The 18,250-nt window shown below is 74.7% G+C and carries 15 protein-coding genes; 4 read left to right on the top strand and 11 right to left on the bottom strand.

The window, feature by feature from the left end:
• Nucleotides 1-3 precede the first annotated feature (3 nt).
• The 3 genes from ACQEVZ_RS12150 to ACQEVZ_RS12140 form a co-directional block, all read right to left on the bottom strand.
• On the bottom strand, nucleotides 4-1,644 hold the full coding sequence (locus ACQEVZ_RS12150) for a cation:proton antiporter (protein ID WP_433365426.1): 1,641 nt from the start codon (nucleotides 1,642-1,644) through the stop codon (nucleotides 4-6).
• A gap of 17 nt (nucleotides 1,645-1,661) precedes the next feature.
• A complete protein-coding gene (locus ACQEVZ_RS12145) occupies nucleotides 1,662-2,852 on the bottom strand; it encodes an LCP family protein (RefSeq protein WP_433365423.1) in 1,191 nt (396 codons plus the stop codon).
• Nucleotides 2,853-3,012: 160 nt separating this feature from the next.
• Entirely contained in the window at nucleotides 3,013-4,029 is a 1,017-nt protein-coding gene (locus ACQEVZ_RS12140; RefSeq protein ID WP_433365420.1) for an Acg family FMN-binding oxidoreductase, read from the bottom strand.
• A gap of 168 nt (nucleotides 4,030-4,197) precedes the next feature.
• Here ACQEVZ_RS12140 and ACQEVZ_RS12135 point away from each other — a divergent pair, with 168 nt between their 5' ends.
• On the top strand, nucleotides 4,198-4,431 hold the full coding sequence (locus tag ACQEVZ_RS12135) for a hypothetical protein (RefSeq protein WP_433365417.1): 234 nt from the start codon (nucleotides 4,198-4,200) through the stop codon (nucleotides 4,429-4,431).
• 46 nt (nucleotides 4,432-4,477) lie between these two features.
• Here ACQEVZ_RS12135 and ACQEVZ_RS12130 read toward each other — a convergent pair whose 3' ends face one another.
• Nucleotides 4,478-5,479 (bottom strand): hypothetical protein, encoded by a 1,002-nt coding sequence (locus ACQEVZ_RS12130; RefSeq protein ID WP_433365414.1) that lies wholly within the window; start codon nucleotides 5,477-5,479, stop codon nucleotides 4,478-4,480.
• Nucleotides 5,480-5,636: 157 nt separating this feature from the next.
• Nucleotides 5,637-6,296, bottom strand: a complete 660-nt coding sequence (locus ACQEVZ_RS12125) for a hypothetical protein (protein ID WP_433365411.1) — start codon at nucleotides 6,294-6,296, stop codon at nucleotides 5,637-5,639.
• A 26-nt stretch (nucleotides 6,297-6,322) separates the two neighbouring features.
• Between ACQEVZ_RS12125 and ACQEVZ_RS12120 the strand changes: the two genes are divergently transcribed.
• On the top strand, nucleotides 6,323-7,135 hold the full coding sequence (locus ACQEVZ_RS12120) for an SDR family NAD(P)-dependent oxidoreductase (RefSeq protein WP_433365408.1): 813 nt from the start codon (nucleotides 6,323-6,325) through the stop codon (nucleotides 7,133-7,135).
• 25 nt (nucleotides 7,136-7,160) lie between these two features.
• Here the strand turns inward: ACQEVZ_RS12120 and ACQEVZ_RS12115 are convergent, their stop codons facing one another.
• The 3 genes from ACQEVZ_RS12115 to ACQEVZ_RS12105 all read right to left on the bottom strand — a co-directional run bounded on the left by ACQEVZ_RS12115 (nucleotide 7,161) and on the right by ACQEVZ_RS12105 (nucleotide 9,783).
• Complete coding sequence (locus ACQEVZ_RS12115) at nucleotides 7,161-7,658, bottom strand: SigE family RNA polymerase sigma factor (protein ID WP_433365405.1); 498 nt, start codon at nucleotides 7,656-7,658, stop codon at nucleotides 7,161-7,163.
• A 263-nt stretch (nucleotides 7,659-7,921) separates the two neighbouring features.
• Complete coding sequence (locus tag ACQEVZ_RS12110; protein WP_433365402.1) at nucleotides 7,922-8,668, bottom strand: hypothetical protein; 747 nt, start codon at nucleotides 8,666-8,668, stop codon at nucleotides 7,922-7,924.
• 92 nt (nucleotides 8,669-8,760) lie between these two features.
• Entirely contained in the window at nucleotides 8,761-9,783 is a 1,023-nt protein-coding gene (locus ACQEVZ_RS12105; RefSeq protein WP_433365399.1) for a PucR family transcriptional regulator, read from the bottom strand.
• A 184-nt stretch (nucleotides 9,784-9,967) separates the two neighbouring features.
• Here ACQEVZ_RS12105 and ACQEVZ_RS12100 point away from each other — a divergent pair, with 184 nt between their 5' ends.
• A complete protein-coding gene (locus tag ACQEVZ_RS12100) occupies nucleotides 9,968-11,608 on the top strand; it encodes an FAD-binding dehydrogenase (RefSeq protein WP_433365396.1) in 1,641 nt (546 codons plus the stop codon).
• Nucleotides 11,609-11,763: 155 nt separating this feature from the next.
• On the opposite strand, the gene ACQEVZ_RS12095 is transcribed toward ACQEVZ_RS12100, so the two are convergent.
• Nucleotides 11,764-13,104, bottom strand: coding sequence for a DNA polymerase ligase N-terminal domain-containing protein (locus tag ACQEVZ_RS12095; protein ID WP_433365393.1), 1,341 nt, complete (start codon nucleotides 13,102-13,104; stop codon nucleotides 11,764-11,766).
• Between the two features lie 221 nt (nucleotides 13,105-13,325).
• On the opposite strand from ACQEVZ_RS12095, the gene ACQEVZ_RS12090 reads away from it, so the two are divergent.
• Nucleotides 13,326-14,441 (top strand): DUF4872 domain-containing protein, encoded by a 1,116-nt coding sequence (locus tag ACQEVZ_RS12090; protein WP_433365390.1) that lies wholly within the window; start codon nucleotides 13,326-13,328, stop codon nucleotides 14,439-14,441.
• A 1,250-nt stretch (nucleotides 14,442-15,691) separates the two neighbouring features.
• Here the strand turns inward: ACQEVZ_RS12090 and ACQEVZ_RS12085 are convergent.
• Nucleotides 15,692-17,893: a hypothetical protein gene (locus tag ACQEVZ_RS12085; protein WP_433365387.1), complete on the bottom strand. Its 2,202-nt coding sequence runs from the start codon at nucleotides 17,891-17,893 to the stop codon at nucleotides 15,692-15,694.
• A complete protein-coding gene (locus ACQEVZ_RS12080) occupies nucleotides 17,890-18,219 on the bottom strand; it encodes a PadR family transcriptional regulator (RefSeq protein WP_433365384.1) in 330 nt (109 codons plus the stop codon). Before ACQEVZ_RS12080 ends, ACQEVZ_RS12085 begins: the two co-directional genes overlap by 4 nt.
• Between the last annotated feature and the right edge of the window lie 31 nt (nucleotides 18,220-18,250).

Below are 18,250 nucleotides of genomic sequence, written 5' to 3'. Positions count from 1 at the left end.
ACGTCATCGGGACGGCCGTTCGGGCAGGAGCCGCTCCTCGTGGTCGAGCTCCCGCTCCAGGACCCGCAGGCCCTCGTCGGGCAGGGTGCCGGCGTCCCGCCAGCGCAGCAGTTCCTCCCGCTGGGCGTCCATCGCGGCGCGCCGGACCCGCAGCGCCGCCTCGTACCGCGGCGACACCGGCATCTCGGGCGACTCGGCGTTCTGCAGGAGGTCGATGCGGCCCTGGTAGCGGGCGAGGCGCTGGTTGAGCAGGCCGCGCATGACCTGGATCGCCTCCATCTCGGCGGCGGCGTCCTCCGCGGACCGCCGGCCGGGCTTCTCACCGATGACGACGGCGAGGTCGTCGAGGCGTTCGAGGGCGGCGCGGACCGACGCGGAGCGGGCCTCGTTGCGCAGGCGGGCCTCGTCGACGGCGTCGGCGCGCAGGCCGAGGCGGCGCACGAGGGGGCCGAACGTGAGGCCCTGCCCGACGAGCGTCACGAGGACGACGGTGAGGGTGCAGAACAGCAGCAGGTCGCGGTCGGGGGTGACGCGGGGGAGGGTGAACACGGCGGCGAGGCTGATGACGCCGCGGGTGCCGGCCCAGCTCAGGGCGGTGACCTCCCGGCCGGTGAGCTTGCCGGCGTGCTGCCCGGTGCCGAGGCGGGAGTGCAGCGACCTGGGCAGCGACTGGGTGAGCAGGAGCCACACGGGCCGGATGAGCAGCACCGACCCGACCGACACGAGGACCGCCGTGACGATGGTGGAGGTCTCGTACCGGCGCAGCCCCTGGAGCACGTCCGGCAGCTGCTGGCCGATGTACAGGAACACGAAGCCCTCGAGCAGGAAGTCGACGAGCCGCCAGACGGCGCTGGTCTGCAGGCGGCTGGCGCCCGACGCGGCGCGGGGCGCGTGGTGGCCGACGACGAGACCGGCGACGACGACGGCGAGGACACCGGAGACGTGCAGGTGCTCGCCGAGCAGGTACGCGGCGAACGGGGTGGCGAGGGAGATCGCGTTGGCCGTGAGCGGGTCCCGGTTGAGGGGCCGCAGCATCCCGACGCCCACGGCGACGACCGCGCCGACGGCGGCACCGCCGACGGCCGCGACGACGAACCGGACGACGGCCGCGGTCGCGGAGAACTTGTCGCCGAGGATCGCCGCGGACGCGAAGCTCAGAATCGTCAGGGCGGTGGCGTCGTTGAGCAGGCCCTCGCCCTGGATGATCGTGACGAGCCGCTGCGGCAGGCCGACCCTGCGCCCGACGGCGAGGGCGGCGACCGGGTCGGGCGGGGCGACGGCGGCGCCGACCGCGATCCCGGCGGCGAGGGACGCGCCCGCGACGAGGTGGTGGAAGCCGGCGCCGATGGCGAGCGCGGTGATGAGCACCAGGATGACCGACAGGCTGACGACGATCCGCACGTTGCGCCGGATCGCCATCAGCGACGCGTCGAGCGCCGTGCTGTACAGCAGCGGCGGCAGCACGAAGGTCAGCAGGATCTCCGGCTCGAGGGTGATGTCCGGGGCGGGCAGCAGACCGTACACGATGCCGAGGACCGGCAGGATCGCGGCGGCGGGCAGCCCGGTGCGCCCTGCGAACCAGCGCACCGCGACGACGACGGCTACCGCGGCGAGGGCGAACAGCAGCAGCGTCTCGGCACCCACCACCCCATTGTCGGTGCCTAACGGGTGGAAGGCTTCCCAGACGGCGACTTCGCCGTCGTCGCGCCGGGCGTCACGGCCGGCTGGTCGGCGTTGTTGTTGATCATTTCGGGGTGACTGGCGAGGAACGGGCCGACCTCGTCCCGGGCGATCGCGGTGAGGAGCGCCTTCGCGTTGTCGTCGAGGATCTCGTACGACTGCCCGCCGATCGTCTCGGAGTGGAAGTCGCCGTTGTTGACCTTCAACGTCACCATCTGGTCGGGTTTGATGCCCTTGAGGGTGAAGATCCAGTCGGTGAGGTCGATCTTGTTGTTGTAGAACGAGACCGCGTCGCCCATCCGGTTCAGTATCTCGGTGATCTTGATCGGGTTGAGCATGACGCCGGAGCTGGTGGCCTTCTTCAGCATCGCCTTGATGAACTGCTGCTGGTGGCGCTGCCGGCCGTAGTCGCCGTCGTTGTTGGCGAGCTTGTCGCGCTGCCGCACGTAGTCCAGGGCCTCCCAGGCCGCCATGTCGTAGCAGCCGACCTCGTAGGTCTGGGCACGCATGTTGGGCTTGAGGGTGGTGGGGAGGTCGTTGACGAAGTTGTAGGGCACGCCCTCCTTGCCGGTCTTGGTGTTCCAGCCGGTGTGGATGGAGATGACCCGCTCGTCGACGCACATGTGCACGCCGCCCATCGCGTCGACCAGGCCCTTGAACCCGTCGAAGTTGACGATGGCGGCGCCGTTGAACCGCAGGCCGCCGGTCAGCTCCTTGACGGTCTCGGCGAGCAGCTCCAGGCCGCCTTCGCGGCCGCCGCCGTTCTCCGAGCCGGCCTGGAACGCGGCGTTGATCTTGCCGGTGCCGCCGGTGTACTTCGTCTTCGGAAACGCCGGGATCCTGACCCGGGTGTCCCGGGGGATCGAGGTCAGGTAGACCGCGTCGTGGCTGGCCGGGATGTGCGCGATGATGATCGAGTCGGCGCGGGCGCCCATCTCGGCGTTGCCGGCGCGCTCGTCGACGCCGACGAGCAGCAGGTTGATCGGGCCGTCGATGATGTTGCCCTCGGCGGCGGCCTGGCCGAGACCGCCCTCATGGGTGATCTGGTCGCTGTAGTGGTCCAGCAGCAGCTTGCCGCCGATCAGCCCGCCGCCGCTGGCGACGAGCAGCAACGCGCCCAGTACGAGGAGCAGCTTCGCCCACAGCGGGTCCTTGCGTTTCTTCTTCGCCACCGCACGCCCTTCCAACCGTCGATCTCATGCTGAAGACGGAACCGGGGCGTGCAACGTTGCGTCTCGCTACTCGGGTCGGCCGTCTTTGACGATAGCGCCGACGAGTTTCCACTGGTCGTCCCGTGTTCACCCGATGTACGGGTGGCAAGTGTGGCGATGCTCACCCGGTCAGGTCGACCGCCGAGCCCGACGGACGGCGCGGGGAGGCGGGGGCGGGCTGGATCCGGCCGGGGACGCCGATGCGCACCACCATCGCCGGGTGGCCGACGTCACCGAGCATCCGGCGCAGCATCGTGCGGGCCGGCAGGACCTCGACGAGGTCGCTCATCGGCGAGGCGGCCAGGCCGTCACCGGCGGCGGTGAGCAGCACCGCCGACAGCGCCTCGCCCGCCGCGATCCAGTCGCGGGCCAGGTCGCCGCCGGTGACCAGCACCGCGTAGCGGGCGTGCCGGTCGGCGACGTCGCCGCCGGCGTACACGCTGGGAAGGGCATCCGGCGTACCAGTGAAGTCACGGACCGGCACCGGCCGTGGCCCGCCCTCCGCGGCGGTCGCCGGCGGGACCCCGTCCTCGGCGCCGTCGCACACCCAGGTCGCCAGCTCGGCGCGGTACGCCGGGTCGGCCCGCTCGACGTCGGCCGCATGGCCGGCGGCCACCACGACGTCGACCAGGTCCCGCGGGCGGACCACGTGCAGGTCGGCGCCGGCGGTCGCGGCCGCCCGGCGGAGCCCGTCGAGGGCAGCCTCGGGCACGTCCCGCTCGGCGAACGGCCGCCGGTCGGTGCGCCGGATGCCGATCGCCCGGCGCAGCCGCTGCGCCGCCGCGGTGCGTTCCCCGGCGCCGGTGACCCGCACGGTGGCGAGCAGGTCCGGGTCGCCGGCGTCCGGCAGGTACGTCACCTCCGCGGCGAACCCGTCCGCGGCGAGCGCGACCCGGGCGTGGTGCAGGGCGGCGCCGCAGCTGAGCGTCAGCAGCCGGCCGTCGGGGTCGATCACCGGCAGCTGCCGCGACCGGTCGGCGCGCAGCTGCGCGGTGTCGCCGTCGATGCGCCAGTGCCACGGCTGCGTGTTGAGGATCGACGGGGCGCCGAGGGCGGCGAGGACGGCGTCGGTCAGCGCCCGGCCGGCCGGGCTGACCCGCACGGCGGCGCCGCGATCGGTGTACAGGATGGCGGCCATGACGGGCTCCTTCGGATGCTTCGGAGAGTGACGCTTCCAGCCTCGCCGCCGGCGGCGGGTGGCGGGCAGGGCGCAGATGCCCGCACCCGCGGGACCTTGGTCCCAGCCTTCTCAGGACCGCGGCGTAACCCGGTGTACGCCGGCCGTCGCGGGTGTCACGCTGCTCGCATGCACCTGGACCTGGTCGACGGCCGGATGGTCGCTCCGCGGATGCTGACCGTCACCGAGTACATGATCGACAACACCTGCTGGTGGGTGCGGCTGCCGCGGCCGTTGTTCGTGCGGGCCGGCGAGCGGCTGTGGCTGGACGGCCCGCAGGTCGTCGTGGAGCGCCTGGACGGCAGCGAGGACCGGCCGGAGATCCAGCCGGCCCTCGTGAAGTGGGCTTACAAGCTGCTGTGAGCGGAGCCCGCCTGCGACGGCCGGCGGGCTCCTCCGAGCGGGCTGCTCAGGCGGTGGCGGGCTGCGGGGCGGGGGTGCGGCGCAGGCGGGGCAGCCAGCGGACGTCGCCCGCGGTGGCCGGGTCCGAGCCGTAGGCGAGCAGGGTCAGGAAGACGCCGTAGACGGGCAGGTGGCCGAGCAGTTCCGGGGCGCCGAAGATGAGCAGCGTCGCGTTGAACGGGACCGCCGCGACCAGCATCGCCAGCTGCGGCATCGCGCCCGAGAGGACCAGCAGGCCGAAGAGCAGCTCGGTGGCGCCGGCGACGAGGATGAACGTGTCGGCGGGGACGTGCAGGCCGAGGTAGGCGAAGACGTCCAGCTGCGGGTAGTGCTCCAGGGTGGCGCGGGCCATCGCCGGGTTGGCGAGCTTCTCCGAGAACGCGAGCGTGACCAGGGCGGTCGCGACGCCGACCCGCAGCGCGAGCAGCGCCCGGCGCAGGGCCTTCGGGTCGGGGGTGACGGCGCCGTGCCGGTCGCCGGACGGCGGCAGGAACGCGAGGAACCCGGCGATGCCGAGCAGGTCCGCGGCCTCCAGGAGGCTGACCGGGCCGGTCGCGGCGAGCGCCACCGGCCCGACGACGACCAGCAGCAGGGCGGCGGGGCGCAGCCGGTACCCGGTGATGAACCAGACGCCGAGCGCACCCTCCACGACGCCCAGCAGCGCCGGGGCGGGCAGCTCGTGCAGCTCCAGGTCGGCGGCGAGGAAGTAGCCGCGGGCGGCGAGGGTGAGCAGGCTGACCCCGAGGTGGATCGCCAGCAGGCGCGGCAGGTAGGGGGTGATCCGGCCGAGCGGGCGCAGGATCCCCAGCTCCGGGGTGCCGACCCGCCGGCCGACGGCCCGCCAGGCCACGGTCACCGCGACGACGAGCGCGAGCACCGCGAGCGTGGTCGGCCGCGTCGCGAACGACCAGTCCGGCGTGTAGGCCGACGGGTCCTTGAGGAACCACTTCTCGTGGGCCAGCACGATGTCGTCGCGTTGCATCGGGTCGCCTCCAGCGTCCGCCGTCATCCTTGCCATCTCAGGATCGGCGGGCACGGCACCGGTCCTCAGGGCCGAAGGTCCTGAGTCGGCGGGACACGTGGCATCACGACAGCACGGCGTCACCGCATCGGCACCACGGCGGCACCACGGCGGCACCACGGCGGCACCACGGCGGGCACCGGGGTCAGCGGTCGACGGCGATCCAGGTCGCGTGGGCGACGGCGAGGACGTCGCCGCCGGGGCCGTACAGCGTGGACAGCACCGACGCCTTGCGCCCCTCGGAGCCGACGTGCCGGCCGGTGATCACGCACTCGGTCCCCGGCGGCGGGACGGCGTCGACGTGGGCGGTCATGCGGCCCAGGACGTACGGGCGGCCCTCCGTCAGCACGGACCAGCCGCCGGGGCAGTCCAGCGCCGCCCAGACCAGGACCGGCGACACGTCCGCCGGGACGCGCCAGGGCGTGGCGGTGCGGCCGTCGGGCAGCGGTCCGGGGAACAGGCCCAGGCCGTCGGTGCGCTCCGGCCCGCACACGAAACAGGTCGGGAACGGGTGCGCGGCGAACCCGAGGTAGCCCGCCGACGCCTCGACGGCCGCCGCGAACGGGACCGACGGGACCGCGTCGGGCCGCTCCCCGCTGTCGGCCCGCGCGGAGGCGACGAGCGCGTCGCCGTCGTGCACCTGCACCGAACCGGCCGTGGTACTGACGGCGAGCGGCGTGTCCAGCGGCGGCGGCCTCCGCAACGTCACCTCGGCCGGCCCCTCGAGGTGCGCCGCGACCAGCCCGGCGGTGTAGCCGCCGTTGCCGGAGCCGGGTGGACCGTTGTACCGCGCCTCGATGATCATCGTGCCCCTTCACGTACGCTGCCGGCATGGACGGCTCTGACGCGCCCTCGCCCCGCTCCGCCGTGCCCCCGTTCGAGGCGCCCCGGTTCGACGTGCCCGGGCAGGTGGCCCTGGTGACCGGGGCCGCGCGGGGGCTCGGCCGCGCGATCGCTCTCACCCTCGCACACGCGGGCGCCGACGTCGCGCTCGGGCTGCGCGACGCGGGCGCCGACGCGGGTCTCGCCGCCGAGGTCGCCGCGCTCGGCCGGCGGGTGCTGCCGCTGCAGATGGACGTCACCGACGTCGGCCAGGTCCGCGCCGCCGTCGACGCGACCGTCGCGCACTTCGGCCGCCTCGACATCCTCGTCAACAACGCCGGCATCGCCCCGGAGAACCTTGCCGAGGACGTCGTCGAGGACGACTTCGACCGCACCCTCGCGGTCAACCTCAAGGGCACCTTCTTCGCCAGCCAGGCCGCCGGCCGCGTCATGATCGGGCAGGGTTACGGCCGCATCGTCAACATCGGCTCCCAGGCCGGCGCCGTCGCCCTGCCCGGCGAGGCCGTCTACTGCATGACGAAGGCCGCGATCGCGCACCTGACCCGCTGCCTCGCCGTCGAGTGGGGCGGGCACGGCATCACGGTCAACGCGGTCGCCCCGACGTTCATCCACACCCCCGGCACCGAGGAGTACCTCGCCGACCCCGCCCACCGCCGCGACGTCGTCGAGCGGATCGCCGCTCTGCACCGCATCGGCGAACCCGTCGAGGTGGCCGGCGCCGTGCTGTTCCTCGTCTCGCCCGCCGCGTCCCTCATCACCGGCGAGACCCTCCTCATCGACGGCGGCTGGACCGCCCGCTGAGCCCCTGACCCCACCGCCCCGCGGGTCAGTCGCGCAGGGCCAGCTCCGTGGTGCCCAGCAGGCGGCGGAGGCGGGTCAGGGCGCGGGCGCTCTGGGCCTTCACCGTGCCGGTGGGGATGCCGAGGAGGTCGGCGACCGTGTCGACGCTCTGGTCCTCCCAGTAGCGCAGCACCAGGATCGCGCGGTCGCGGGCGGGGATGTGGGCCATCGCCTCCAGCAGGGTCAGCCGGAGCTCGGGCTGGTCCGGGCGGGCCTCCGGCTCGGCGATGTGCGGCACGACCAGCTCGCGGCTGCTGCTGCGGCGCTGGTGGTCCAGGAAGACGCGGAGGAGGACCTTCCGCGCGTACGCGTCGGGGGCGTCCCGCCGCTGGATGCGCCGCCAGTGCACGAACAGCTTCGCCAGCGTCGTCTGCGTGAAGTCCTGCGCCAGATGCCAGTCGTGGCAGAGCAGGTACGCGGTGCGCCGCAACCTCGGCGCCGCCGCCCGCGCGTAGTCGACGAAGTCCGCCTCCGCGTCGCTCACGCCGCCACCTCCGCTGCGCTCCGGCGTCGGCCTGAGCCACACCTGTCATGCTGGTTCGCGGCTCCTCCGCTGCGCTCCGGCCCGCTCACGCCGCCACCTCCGCTGCGCTCCGGCGTCGGCCTGAGCCACACCTGTCATGCTGGTTCGCGGCTCCTCCGCTGCGCTCCGGCCCGCTCACGCCGCCACCTCCGCTGCGCTCCGGCGTCGGCCTGAGCCACACCTGTCATGCTGGTTCGCGGCTCCTCCGCTGCGCTCCGGCCCGCTCACGCGAGCTCCGGCAGCGTCGGATGGCGGGCGGCGCCGGCGTCCACGAGGGAGCGGGGGATCATGACGCCCCAGCGGGGGTCGGCGGCGACCGCCTCGGCCTGCACGGCGGTGAGCACCTGCGGCGCCTCCGCGTTGGCGGTGCCGTCCCAGGCGAGACACGCGGCGATGTTGACCTGCACGACGACCCGGTCCGGGCGGTGCAGCACGACGACGGTGCGCTGCACGCAGTTGTCGGGCAGGTATGCGACGGTCACCTCGGCGCCGTCGGGCCGGCGGAACGGGCCGGTGACCGCGCCCTGGCTCAGCTTCGCCCGCTCGTCCGCGCCGAGCGGGCCGTTGGTGTCCCGGCCGACCGCCACGCGCAGCATGCCCGGGCCCCGGCCGGTGTCGAGGTACACCTGGACCATCAGACCGCCGTCGGCGGAGCCGGCGTAGCCGCTGGTCACGCCCTCCGGCAGGAGCGACTCCAGCAGCACCAGCAGGCCCGCCGGGGTGGCCGGGACCAGCGGGCCGGCGAGCGCGGGGGCACCGACCTGCGCGGCCCCCGGACGCAGCACGGCCCACCCGCCCACCAGGCCGGTCGTCACCAGCACGGCCAGCAGCGCGGCCGCCCCGTGCCGCAGCCGCCGGGTCACCCGCAGCCGCCGCCCCTGCAGGATCGACGCCGCGACCAGGTCGCCGATGGGCGGCTCCGGCCCCGCCGACAGCTCGTCGGCCAGCCGCGACCGCAGCTCCAGCTCCACCGGCGCCTCCCCACCTGCCCGTCCACCCTTCCCGACGGGCCGGGCCGAGCTTCCGGTTCAGTGGCGTGCGTCACATCTTGGTCGGCCGCGCTTCAGGACAGGCCGAGTTGCAGCGCCAGCCGCTCGTCGGGGTCGTCGAGCCGGTCGCCGTACGCCGCGCGGAGCTTCCGCAGCCGGTACCGGACGGTCTGCGGATGGGTGTGCAACGCCTCGGCGGTCGCGATGACCTGCCCCTGGCAGCGCAGCCACTGCAGGAGCGTCTCCGCGAGCACCTCCCGTGACGCCGGGGTCGCGTCCGCGAGCGGGGCGAGGGCGCGGGCGGCGAGCCGGTCGGCCACGCCCGGCTCCCACGCGCGCAGCAGCGTCACCAGATGCTCGTCGCAGGCGACGACGCCGTCGGGGAGCGTGCCCGCCTGCTGCAGCTGCAGCGCCCGCCGCGACAGCCGGTGCGACGTCCGCGCCCGCCGCAGCTCCACCTCCGGCCCGACCGCCGCCCGCCGCCCGGTGAGCCCGCGGACGGTCCTGCCGGGCAGCACGACGCTGGTCGCGCCGTCGATGACGGTGGCGATCGCGTTGCCGCCGACCGCGCGGGCCACGTGCTCGGCGTCGGTGCCCTCGACGCTGACGACGGTCACCGTCGCCGGCAGCGGCCAGCGGGCCGCCTCCGCGGCGGCGTGCAGTGCGGCGTCGCCGGGCGGGTCCGGCTGCACCAGCAGGGTGATCAGGCGGCGCCGGACGAGCGCCCAGTCGAGCGCGGCGTCCTGCTGCTCGTCGAGGTACCCCTCGGCGGCGGCGCCGGCGAGCACGTCGACGTAGCCGAACAGGGCGTGCGCCACGGCGGACAGGTCGGCGCGGTCGAGCGCCTCGCCGTCGTCGCCGGGATCGCTGACGGCGGACCAGATCGCCCGGCCGCCGACGGTCAGCACCGAGCGCAGCGCGTCGATGCGGTGGCCTTCGCGGTACTCCGTCCGGCCGAGCTCGTGGAACACCGCACGGGTGCGGGTCAGGTCGCCGCCGGCGACGAACGTGTCGACGAACGCGTCCACGGCCGTCTCGACGCCCATGGTGAGCCCGCGCCCCTGCCCGCCGGACAGCGACCGGCCCTGGGCGAGCATCGCCGCGCTGACCGTCGCCAGGGTCCGGTCGTGCAGCCGCTCGCGCAGGCCGCGGAGCCGCTCGCGGACGGCGGCGCTGAGATCGACCGTACACCTCCCGAAATTGTCACCGGAGTGACAAAACGACGCCGAGATTCTGCTCCCGGCGCCACGATTCTCGCACGCCGGTGCCTAGTCTGAGGGCGTGGATGCAGATGTGATCGTGGTCGGCGCGGGGCTCGCGGGGCTGGTCGCCGCGGCCGAGGTCGCCGACGCCGGCAAGCGGGTGATCCTGCTGGAACAGGAGCCGCCGCAGAGCCTCGGCGGGCAGGCGTGGTGGTCGTTCGGCGGGCTGTTCCTGGTCGACACGCCGGAGCAGCGCCGGATGGGGATCAAGGACTCGGCCGACCTCGCGTGGCAGGACTGGCTCGGCAGCGCCGCGTTCGACCGGGACGAGGACCTGTGGCCGCGCCGCTGGGCGGAGGCCTACGTCCAGTTCGCCGCCGGCGAGAAGCGCTCCTGGCTGCGGGCGATGGGGCACCGCGTGTTCCCCGTCGTCGGCTGGGCCGAGCGCGGCGGCGGCCCCGCCGACGGCCACGGCAACTCCGTGCCCCGCTTCCACATCACCTGGGGCACCGGGCCCGGCGTCGTCGAGCCCTTCGCCCGCCGGGTCCAGGCCAGCCCCCTGGTCGAGATCCGCTTCCGGCACCGCGTCGACGCCCTGGTGAAGACCGGCGGCACCGTCACCGGCGTCAGCGGCGCCGTCCTGGCCGACAGCTCCGTGGCGCGCGGGCAGACGAGCTCCCGCGAGGTCACCGGCGAGTTCACGCTGTCGGCCCAGGCCGTCATCGTCACCTCGGGCGGCATCGGCGGCGACCACGACCTCGTCCGCAAGGCATGGCCGGCCCGGCTCGGCACGCCTCCGAAGCGCATGGTCGCCGGCGTCCCGGCGCACGTCGACGGCCGGATGCTCGGCATCACCGAGGCCGCCGGCGGGCAGATCATCAACCCCGACCGGATGTGGCACTACACCGAGGGCCTGCAGAACTGGGACCCCGTCTGGCCCAACCACGGCATCCGCATCCTGCCGGGCCCGTCGTCGCTGTGGCTCGACGCCACCGGCAAGCGCCTGCCGGCGCCGTGCTACCCCGGCTTCGACACCCTCGGCACCCTCAAGCACCTGATGGCGACGGGGCACGACTACAGCTGGTTCGTCCTGACCCAGAAGATCATCGAGAAGGAGTTCGCGCTGTCCGGGTCCGAGCAGAACCCGGACCTCACCAACCGCAGCGTCCGGCAGGTGCTGCAACGGGTCCGCCCCGGCGCGCCCGCCCCCGTGGAGGCCTTCAAGCAGAAGGGCGCCGACTTCGTGGTGGCGCCCACGGTGGAGGAGCTCGTCGCCGGCATGAACACCCTGGCCGGCTCCTCCCTGCTCTCCGCTCCCGCCGTGAAGGCCGTCATCGAGGCCCGCGACCGCCAGCTCACGAACCCGTTCGCCAAGGACGCGCAGATCACCGCGATCCGCGGCGCCAGGGCCTACCGCGGGGACAAGCTCATCCGCGTCGCGACCCCGCACCGCCTCCTCGACCCGAAGGCCGGCCCGCTCATCGCCGTCCGCCTCAACATCCTGACCCGCAAGACCCTCGGCGGCCTGCACACCGACCTCTCCGCCCGGGTCCTGCAGCCCGACGGTTCGCCTTTGCCGGGTGTGTACGCCGCGGGCGAGGCCGCCGGCTTCGGGGGCGGCGGCATGCACGGCTACAACTCGCTCGAGGGCACGTTCCTCGGCGGCTGCCTGTTCTCCGGCCGCGTGGCCGGCCGGGCCGTGGCCGCCGCGATCGCCTGACCCCGGCGACCCACAGGCCCGTCCGGCGGTGGTCCGTCCGGCGGTGGCCCGTCTGGCGGTGGCCGTTCTGCGGTGGCCGTCTGGCGGTGATCGGCTGGCGGTGGCCGGCGGTCCGTGGCGTGCCGTCCTGCTGCCCGGCGGTGGGGGGCGGGACTTCAGACCAGCGGCGGCAGGGCGCGCGGTGGGGCGAGGGCGGCCGCGAACAGGTCGCCGCGCTCGGCGACGCGGTCCGCGACCGTGCGGACCGTGAACGCCGCCGGGGTCAGCGCCGGGTCGTCGAGCTCGTCCCAGCCGATCGGCGCCGACACCGGCGCGCCCGGCGCGGCGAGCGGGCTGTACGGCGCGACCGCCGCCGGCCCGCCCGCCACGCCGTGGTGCTCGAAGCCGGGCGCCACCGCCGCGATGGAGCGCGCGAGCGACTCGACCCAGGCGGTGGCGTCGCCGGCCGCCGGCACCCAGAGCTCGATGCCGGGCCCGACCTTCACGCCGGCGGAGACCTTCAGGTGGTCGAACGCCGTCCGGTACAGGCCGGCGAGCGCCACCTGATCCGCCCACGCGTTGCCGGCGCCCAGGTCGATCACGGCCAGGCCCGTCGTGTCGACGTGCCATTCGAGGGCACCGGCGGCGGCCGCCCACACCACCGCGGCCGGCTCGTCCGCGTTCAGGGCGGTCAGCCACGGCGGCGCGTGCCGCGGCGGCCTGCGCTGCCAGGTCGCGCGGCCGCCGGCACCGTCCGGGTAGCGGCGCAGGGCGAGCGTCCGGCCGGCGAGGTGGGGGAGAAGCGTCGGCGCCGTCCGGGTGACGTACCGCAGCAGCTCCCGCCTCGTGACCGGCGCCTCCCCGGCCCGTGAGGGTGGGAACAGGACCGTGCCCGGATCGCCGACGCGCACCGCGCGCCCGAACACGTGCCAGTCGTCGCCGTCGCGCAGCCGGTCGAGCGCCCGCAGCTCCGGCTCGCTCGCCCGCAGCGCCCGGGCGCCGGTGTGCGGGTCCCACAGCCGGTCGGGGTCGGCGAGCACCTCCTCGCTCGTGCGTCCACTGAGGACGGAGCGCGGATGGTCCTCCGGGTCCCAGCCGTCGACCGCGTGCTCGTCGCGCTTGTGCAGCAGCAGCCAGTCGTCCTTGCCGTTCTGCTGCCGCCCCGTCCGGATCAGGACGAACGCCCCGCGCAGCTTCTCGCCGTGCAGCCGCGCGTGCAGCTGGCCGGCGGCCACCGCGGCGGCGGGGTCCGGGTCCTTGTACGGCTCCCACGTCCCGGCGTCCCACACGATGACGTCGCCGCCACCGTACCCGCCGGCGGGGATGACCCCTTCGAAGTCGACGTAGTCCATCGGGTGGTCCTCGACGTGGAACGCGGCCCGCCGCACCTTCGGGTCGAGCGTCGGCCCCTTCGGCACCGCCCAGCTGGCGAGCACCCCGTCGATCTCCAGCCGGAAGTCGTAGTGCAGCCGCGTCGCGCGGTGCCGCTGCACCACGAACCGCCGCTCGCCCGCCATGGCTCCAGTCAAGCACGGGGTGGGGTACAGTGCCTGGTGGCGCCGTCCGCGCGCCGTACCCTCTGACCGGTGGCCCACGCCCGCCGGCCGCGCGGGGGAGAAGGTGGTCCGTTGCCATCGCGGTCGCCGCTCGTCTTGTTGAGGCCCGGTCCCGCACGACGGTCGCCGACTTCGCCGCGTGGGCATGCGAAAGCGGCCCGACCGTCGGTGAGGCAGCCGCGATGACCGACCACAAGCATCTCAAGCGACTCGTCCGTGAGCGCAGCACGCGCACCGGGGAGTCCTACACCACCGCCCGCAGGCACGTCGTCGCCGCGCGCGTCGCCACGCGCCCGCCTGCCGGCCCGCCGCAACATCAGCCCAGCGACCTCGTTCGCCGCCTCCTGCACGCCGCCGGCACCGACCTCAGCGAGCCGATGATCTGCGGCCTCGGCGGCGGCATCGGCTTCATGGCCGCCGTCTTCGGCTACCGCGACATGCCCCCGATGCTCACCGTCGTCGCCCAGCACCACCCCGCCCCCTGGACCCCCACGGTGCTGACCCGCCTCGGCGTCCCGTTCACCGAGTCGCACAGCACCACCCCGGCGGCCGCCCTCAAGGCGCTGCGGCTCTCCCTTACCGCCGGGCGTCCGGTGTACTGCACCGTGACCGCGAGCCGGTTGCCATGGCGTACCGTCACCGTCCCCATCGACGCGGACCCCCACGGCATCCTCGTCCTGGACGAACACCCCGGCGGTTTCACCGTCCACGACGCCGCCCCGCACCAGCTGCCCGTGGACGCCTTCATGGAGGCCTGGTCCGCCCACCGCAAGGGCCGCCACCACCGCCTCGTCGTCACCGGCACCCCCACCGTCCCCCTGCCCACCGCGATCCCCGCCGCCCTCGCCGAAACCACCGCCCACCTCACCGGCCCCGTCCTCGGCAACGCCTTCGACACCAACTTCGGCTTCTCCGGCATGACCCGCCTGGCGTCCCAGCTCCGCGACACCCGCACGAAGACCGGCTTCCCCCGCCGCTTCGCCGAACCCGCCGCATTCACGTTCGCGCTCCGGCGGCTCCACGAGTGCCTGGAGGAGCAGTACACCGCCCCCGCCGCCACTCGCCCGCTCTACGCCGAGTTCCTCGACGAGGCCGCCACCCTGACCGGCAATCCCCACCTCACCGAAGCGGCGTCGGCCTTCCGCTCCTCCGCCACCGTCTGGTCAGCGATGTCCACCACCGCCCGCCACCCCACAACCACTGACCCCACCACCGTCTTCACCACCCTGGCCGACCTCCTGGACCAGGCCCGCACCATCGAGGAGTCCGCGATCCCCCTCCTCCAACCACCCACCTGACCACCGCAGCCCGCGGCGGCTCGACTCCGGACGCGGCTCAGGTCCGCTGGTACTCCGATACACCGCCGGACCACAACGCTCCGGCATTGATCCAAGGACGGATCTGGCCGCCCCCACGACCGGATCCGTCCTTGGATCAACCGGCAGCCAGTACACCGCCGGTCAACTCATTCCCCCGCCGCCCCACGTTTGCCAATTGGGCGATGCAGGACGGGACGAGCGCCGCGGGTGGATCACCGCGGCTGGTAGGCGGTCAGGCGGGGCCGGAAGATCGGTGCGGCTGACCGGCGATGGCCAGCGTTGCGGGTGTGGTGCCAGCGGTCGGATCGGGCGGCGCTGGTCGCCGGGCCGGCAGGGCCGGGTGGAGCGTCGACGGCTGCAGCGGTGCGTGCGTTACCCCCAGCAGCCGCGGCGAGGCGGAGTGCCGGTGGCCGAAGTGATGCGGGTGGTTGCCAGCTGGCGAGTCGAGTCGGACTCCAGCAGCTACTTCGCGCGGCCGGGTCGGCCAGCCGGCGGGCCGGTTGGCGCGTCGGTCGTTGGAAACGCCCGTGATCGGAGCGTTGGCTGTCGGAAAGCCGGTGGGTAGGGCGGCCAAGGCGGTTGCTGGCCCACCTGGCGTGGCGCGCTGGGTGCTGGCGACCAGAGCTGTGCGGCTGTTCGGCCGGCTGGCGGGGGCGGTTGCCCAGCTGGCGAGGCGCGGCGAGTTCGAGATCCAGCGGCTGCCTCCGTGTGGCTGGGCAGCCGGTTGGACTGTCGATCGAAGCGCCCGTGGTTGGAGTGTTGGCCGCTGGAGGATCGGTGGGTCGGGCGGCAAGGCGGTTGTTGGCCCAGACGGCAGGGCGTGTCGGGGTGCTGGTGGTCAGCGCCGCGCGCCCGGTTGGCCGAAGGCAGGTCCGGTTGCAGAGATGGCGGGTGGAGGGCCGGCGGGTGGTTGCCCGGTTGGCGAGGCGGGGCGAGTTCGGGCTTCAGCAATTGCTTCCGTGCGGCTGGACGGCCAGCCAGCGGGACCGGTGGTGAAGGCGGTGTTGGTCCCACGGGCGGTTGCTGGCCCGGGTGGCCGTGGCGTGTTGGGTGCTGGCGGTCAGATTCGTGCGGCTGGTTGGCCGGCTGGCGGGGCGTTGGAGAGACGGCCGTTGAAGGGCCGGTGGGTCGAGGCCAGTGGGTGGGGTGCTTGACGGGTGGGTGTCGGCGGGTGGGGGCGAGCGGGCGGTTGCCGGCCCGGGTGGCGTGGCGGTGCTGGGTGTTGGTGGTTAGAGCCGTGCGGCTGGTTGGCCGGCTGGTGGGGCTGGTTGGAGCGACGCTGGGTGGAGGGCCGGCGGTTGTGGGGAAGGCCGGTGGAGGGCTGGCGGGTGGAGGGCTGGCGGGTGGAGGGCTGGGGCGTGGGTCGGTACGGCTGGCTGGCTGGGCGGCGGGGTGGGGTGAGGGGCGGGCAGGGCGGGATGGCCGGGGGGTGGCTCCGGGGTGCGGATCAGCTTCCTGGCGGTGAGGACGCCGATGGTGAGGGTGAGGATGACGGCGCCGGGGAGGAGGGACATGCCGTCGGCGGCCCAGCTGCTGCCGGCGACGGTGAACAGGACGTTGGCGGCGAACATCGACAGCAGCAGGGACGCGGCGACGAGCAGGAAGCTCAGCACGGGGCTGGTGAGGACGAGGACGGTCCACAGGGTTGGTCTGGCCCAGCCGCCGGCGGGGCGGCGGGTGCGCATGACGGCGATGACCGTGAGCAGCATCGGGGCGGACAGGAGCAGGCCGGTGATCGTGATGTCGCTCGGCACGCCGGCGCCGGTGGTGAGGCCCAGAGCGCCGAGGAGCAGCACCGGGGTGGCGGTCACGGCGGCGGACCAGGCCGGGTGCAGGGGGACGGGGCGGGCCGCGGCGGCGGACCGGGCGGCGACGAGGGCGAGGCCCGCGGCGACGAGCGCGGTCGTGACGGACAGGCCGGTGGGCAGGAACGGGTGGTTGACCGCCGGGGTGCCCTGGCCCAACATGATCGGCCCGCAGCAGGCGGCGATGACCGCCGTCCAGGCGAGGCGGCGGCGGGCGGCCAGGCCGTCCCTGCCGAGGGTGGGGCCGGCGACGGCCCAGGCGACGGTGGCGGTGATCGCGCCCGCGGTCAGGGCGGTGCGCAGGGTGGGGGACTCGGTCCGGGCGAGGACGCCGTCGGTGACCAGCAGCGCGACGGTCTGCGTGGCGGCGGCGAGCGGGCCGGCCCTGCGGTCCGCGGTGGCGAGCAGCAGGCCGAGGGCGGCGAGGGTCACGCCGCCCCAGCGCAGCTCGGCGACCCACATGTACAGCTCGCCGTCGCCGCCCGGCATCGGAGCCGTCTCGCCGACCCTGGGCATGGCGGGGGTCAGGACGGTCAGCGTGTAGGCCCACGAGATCAGGCCCACGAGGAGCGCCACCACGCCGGCCGTGACGGTGGACGGGCGCAGGCGCATCGGGGCGGCGGTGGGCACCGGGACCGGCGCCGGCCTCGGCGGGCGGGGGTGGGCCGCGCCCACACCGTAGCCGAGGGCGACGCCGGTGAGGATGAGCAGGTGCACCGGGTATGCGCTGGTGGCGTTGAACAGGCTGATGGCCTCGGGGGACTGGTGCCACGAGTCGGCGCCGCCGCCCAGGACGGCGCCGGAGACGAGGTCGGGCGCCCAGGCGAAGGCGGCCGACAGGTCCGCGCCGGAGGCGGCGATCGACGGCAGGACGGCGGCGGTCACCGCCAGCTCCACGACCAACGGCGTCCCCACGAGGGCGAGCAGCACGGCGACCGGCCACCAGCGGCGGCGCGTGGATGTGAGCCGGGCGACCGCCGCCGCCAGCGCCGCGGTGAGCGCCGCCCAGACCGGCGCGCCGACGACCAGGCAGACGGCGAACGCCTCGCCGTCGATGCCGATCGAGCTCTGGGTGCCCACGACGAGCACCGCGAACGCCAGCGCCAGGGGCAGCGGCGCCGCGGCGGCGGAGCCGGCCCGGCCGAGGCGGGGCAGGCCCAGCGGCATGCGGCGGCCGAGCCACCACGCGACGATGGTGAGGACGAGCAGCGCGGGCACCGACGTCAGCGCGGTGATCGTGGCGCCCGAGGGCCAGCCGATCTTCACGCCGGCCAGGCCGAGGAGCCATTCGTTGACGGCGCGGAGGACGCCGGCGGCGGGGCCGATAGCGATCAGGCCGAAGAACACCAGCACGGCGAACGGCTGCAGGGCGCGGCCCGCCGCCGGCAGGGCGTCGCGCCAGCCGCGGGGCACCCCGTCCTCGTCGTCGACGGGCGCGGCGGCGGCGAGGCTGAACGCGAACCGCAGCTGCCCGAACGCCCGCCGCCCGGCACCCGCGCCGGGCTCGGTGCGCAGCGCGTGCAGCTCGGCGGACCACTCCTGCAGCTGCACCTCGCGGACCGAGGCCGGCCACCGCCGGGCCGCCAGCCGCAGCAGGGCCTCGGCGAGGCGGTCGAGCGCGGTCATGCCAGCCCCTCGGTGGTCCGCGGCGCGACGACGGGCGCCAGCCGGGCATAGAGCTCCGCCACCGCGGTCCGTGCGGCGACGACGCCGTCGGGGGTCAGCCGGTAGTAACGGCGGGCGGGGCGGCCGGCGGCCACCGGGTCGATGTCCTCCCAGTGCGCGTCGACCCAGCCGGCCCGTTGCAGGCGCAGCAGGATCGGATACAGCGTGCCGCTCGGATGACCGGTCGCCCGCATCAGATCCAGGCCATATCGATCCACGGCGGGATCGGCGAGGAAAGCGGACACCACCTTCGCCACCGCCGCGGTCATTCGAACATCCGACGCCATGCACCGACTCTACATAGCCCTCAGCCGTTTT

The organism is Dactylosporangium sp. CA-152071 (genome assembly GCF_050936335.1).
Taxonomy (GTDB): domain Bacteria; phylum Actinomycetota; class Actinomycetes; order Mycobacteriales; family Micromonosporaceae; genus Dactylosporangium; species Dactylosporangium maewongense.
Note: the sequence above shows the minus strand (reverse complement) of the source record. Positions and strands in the feature narration are given on the sequence as shown.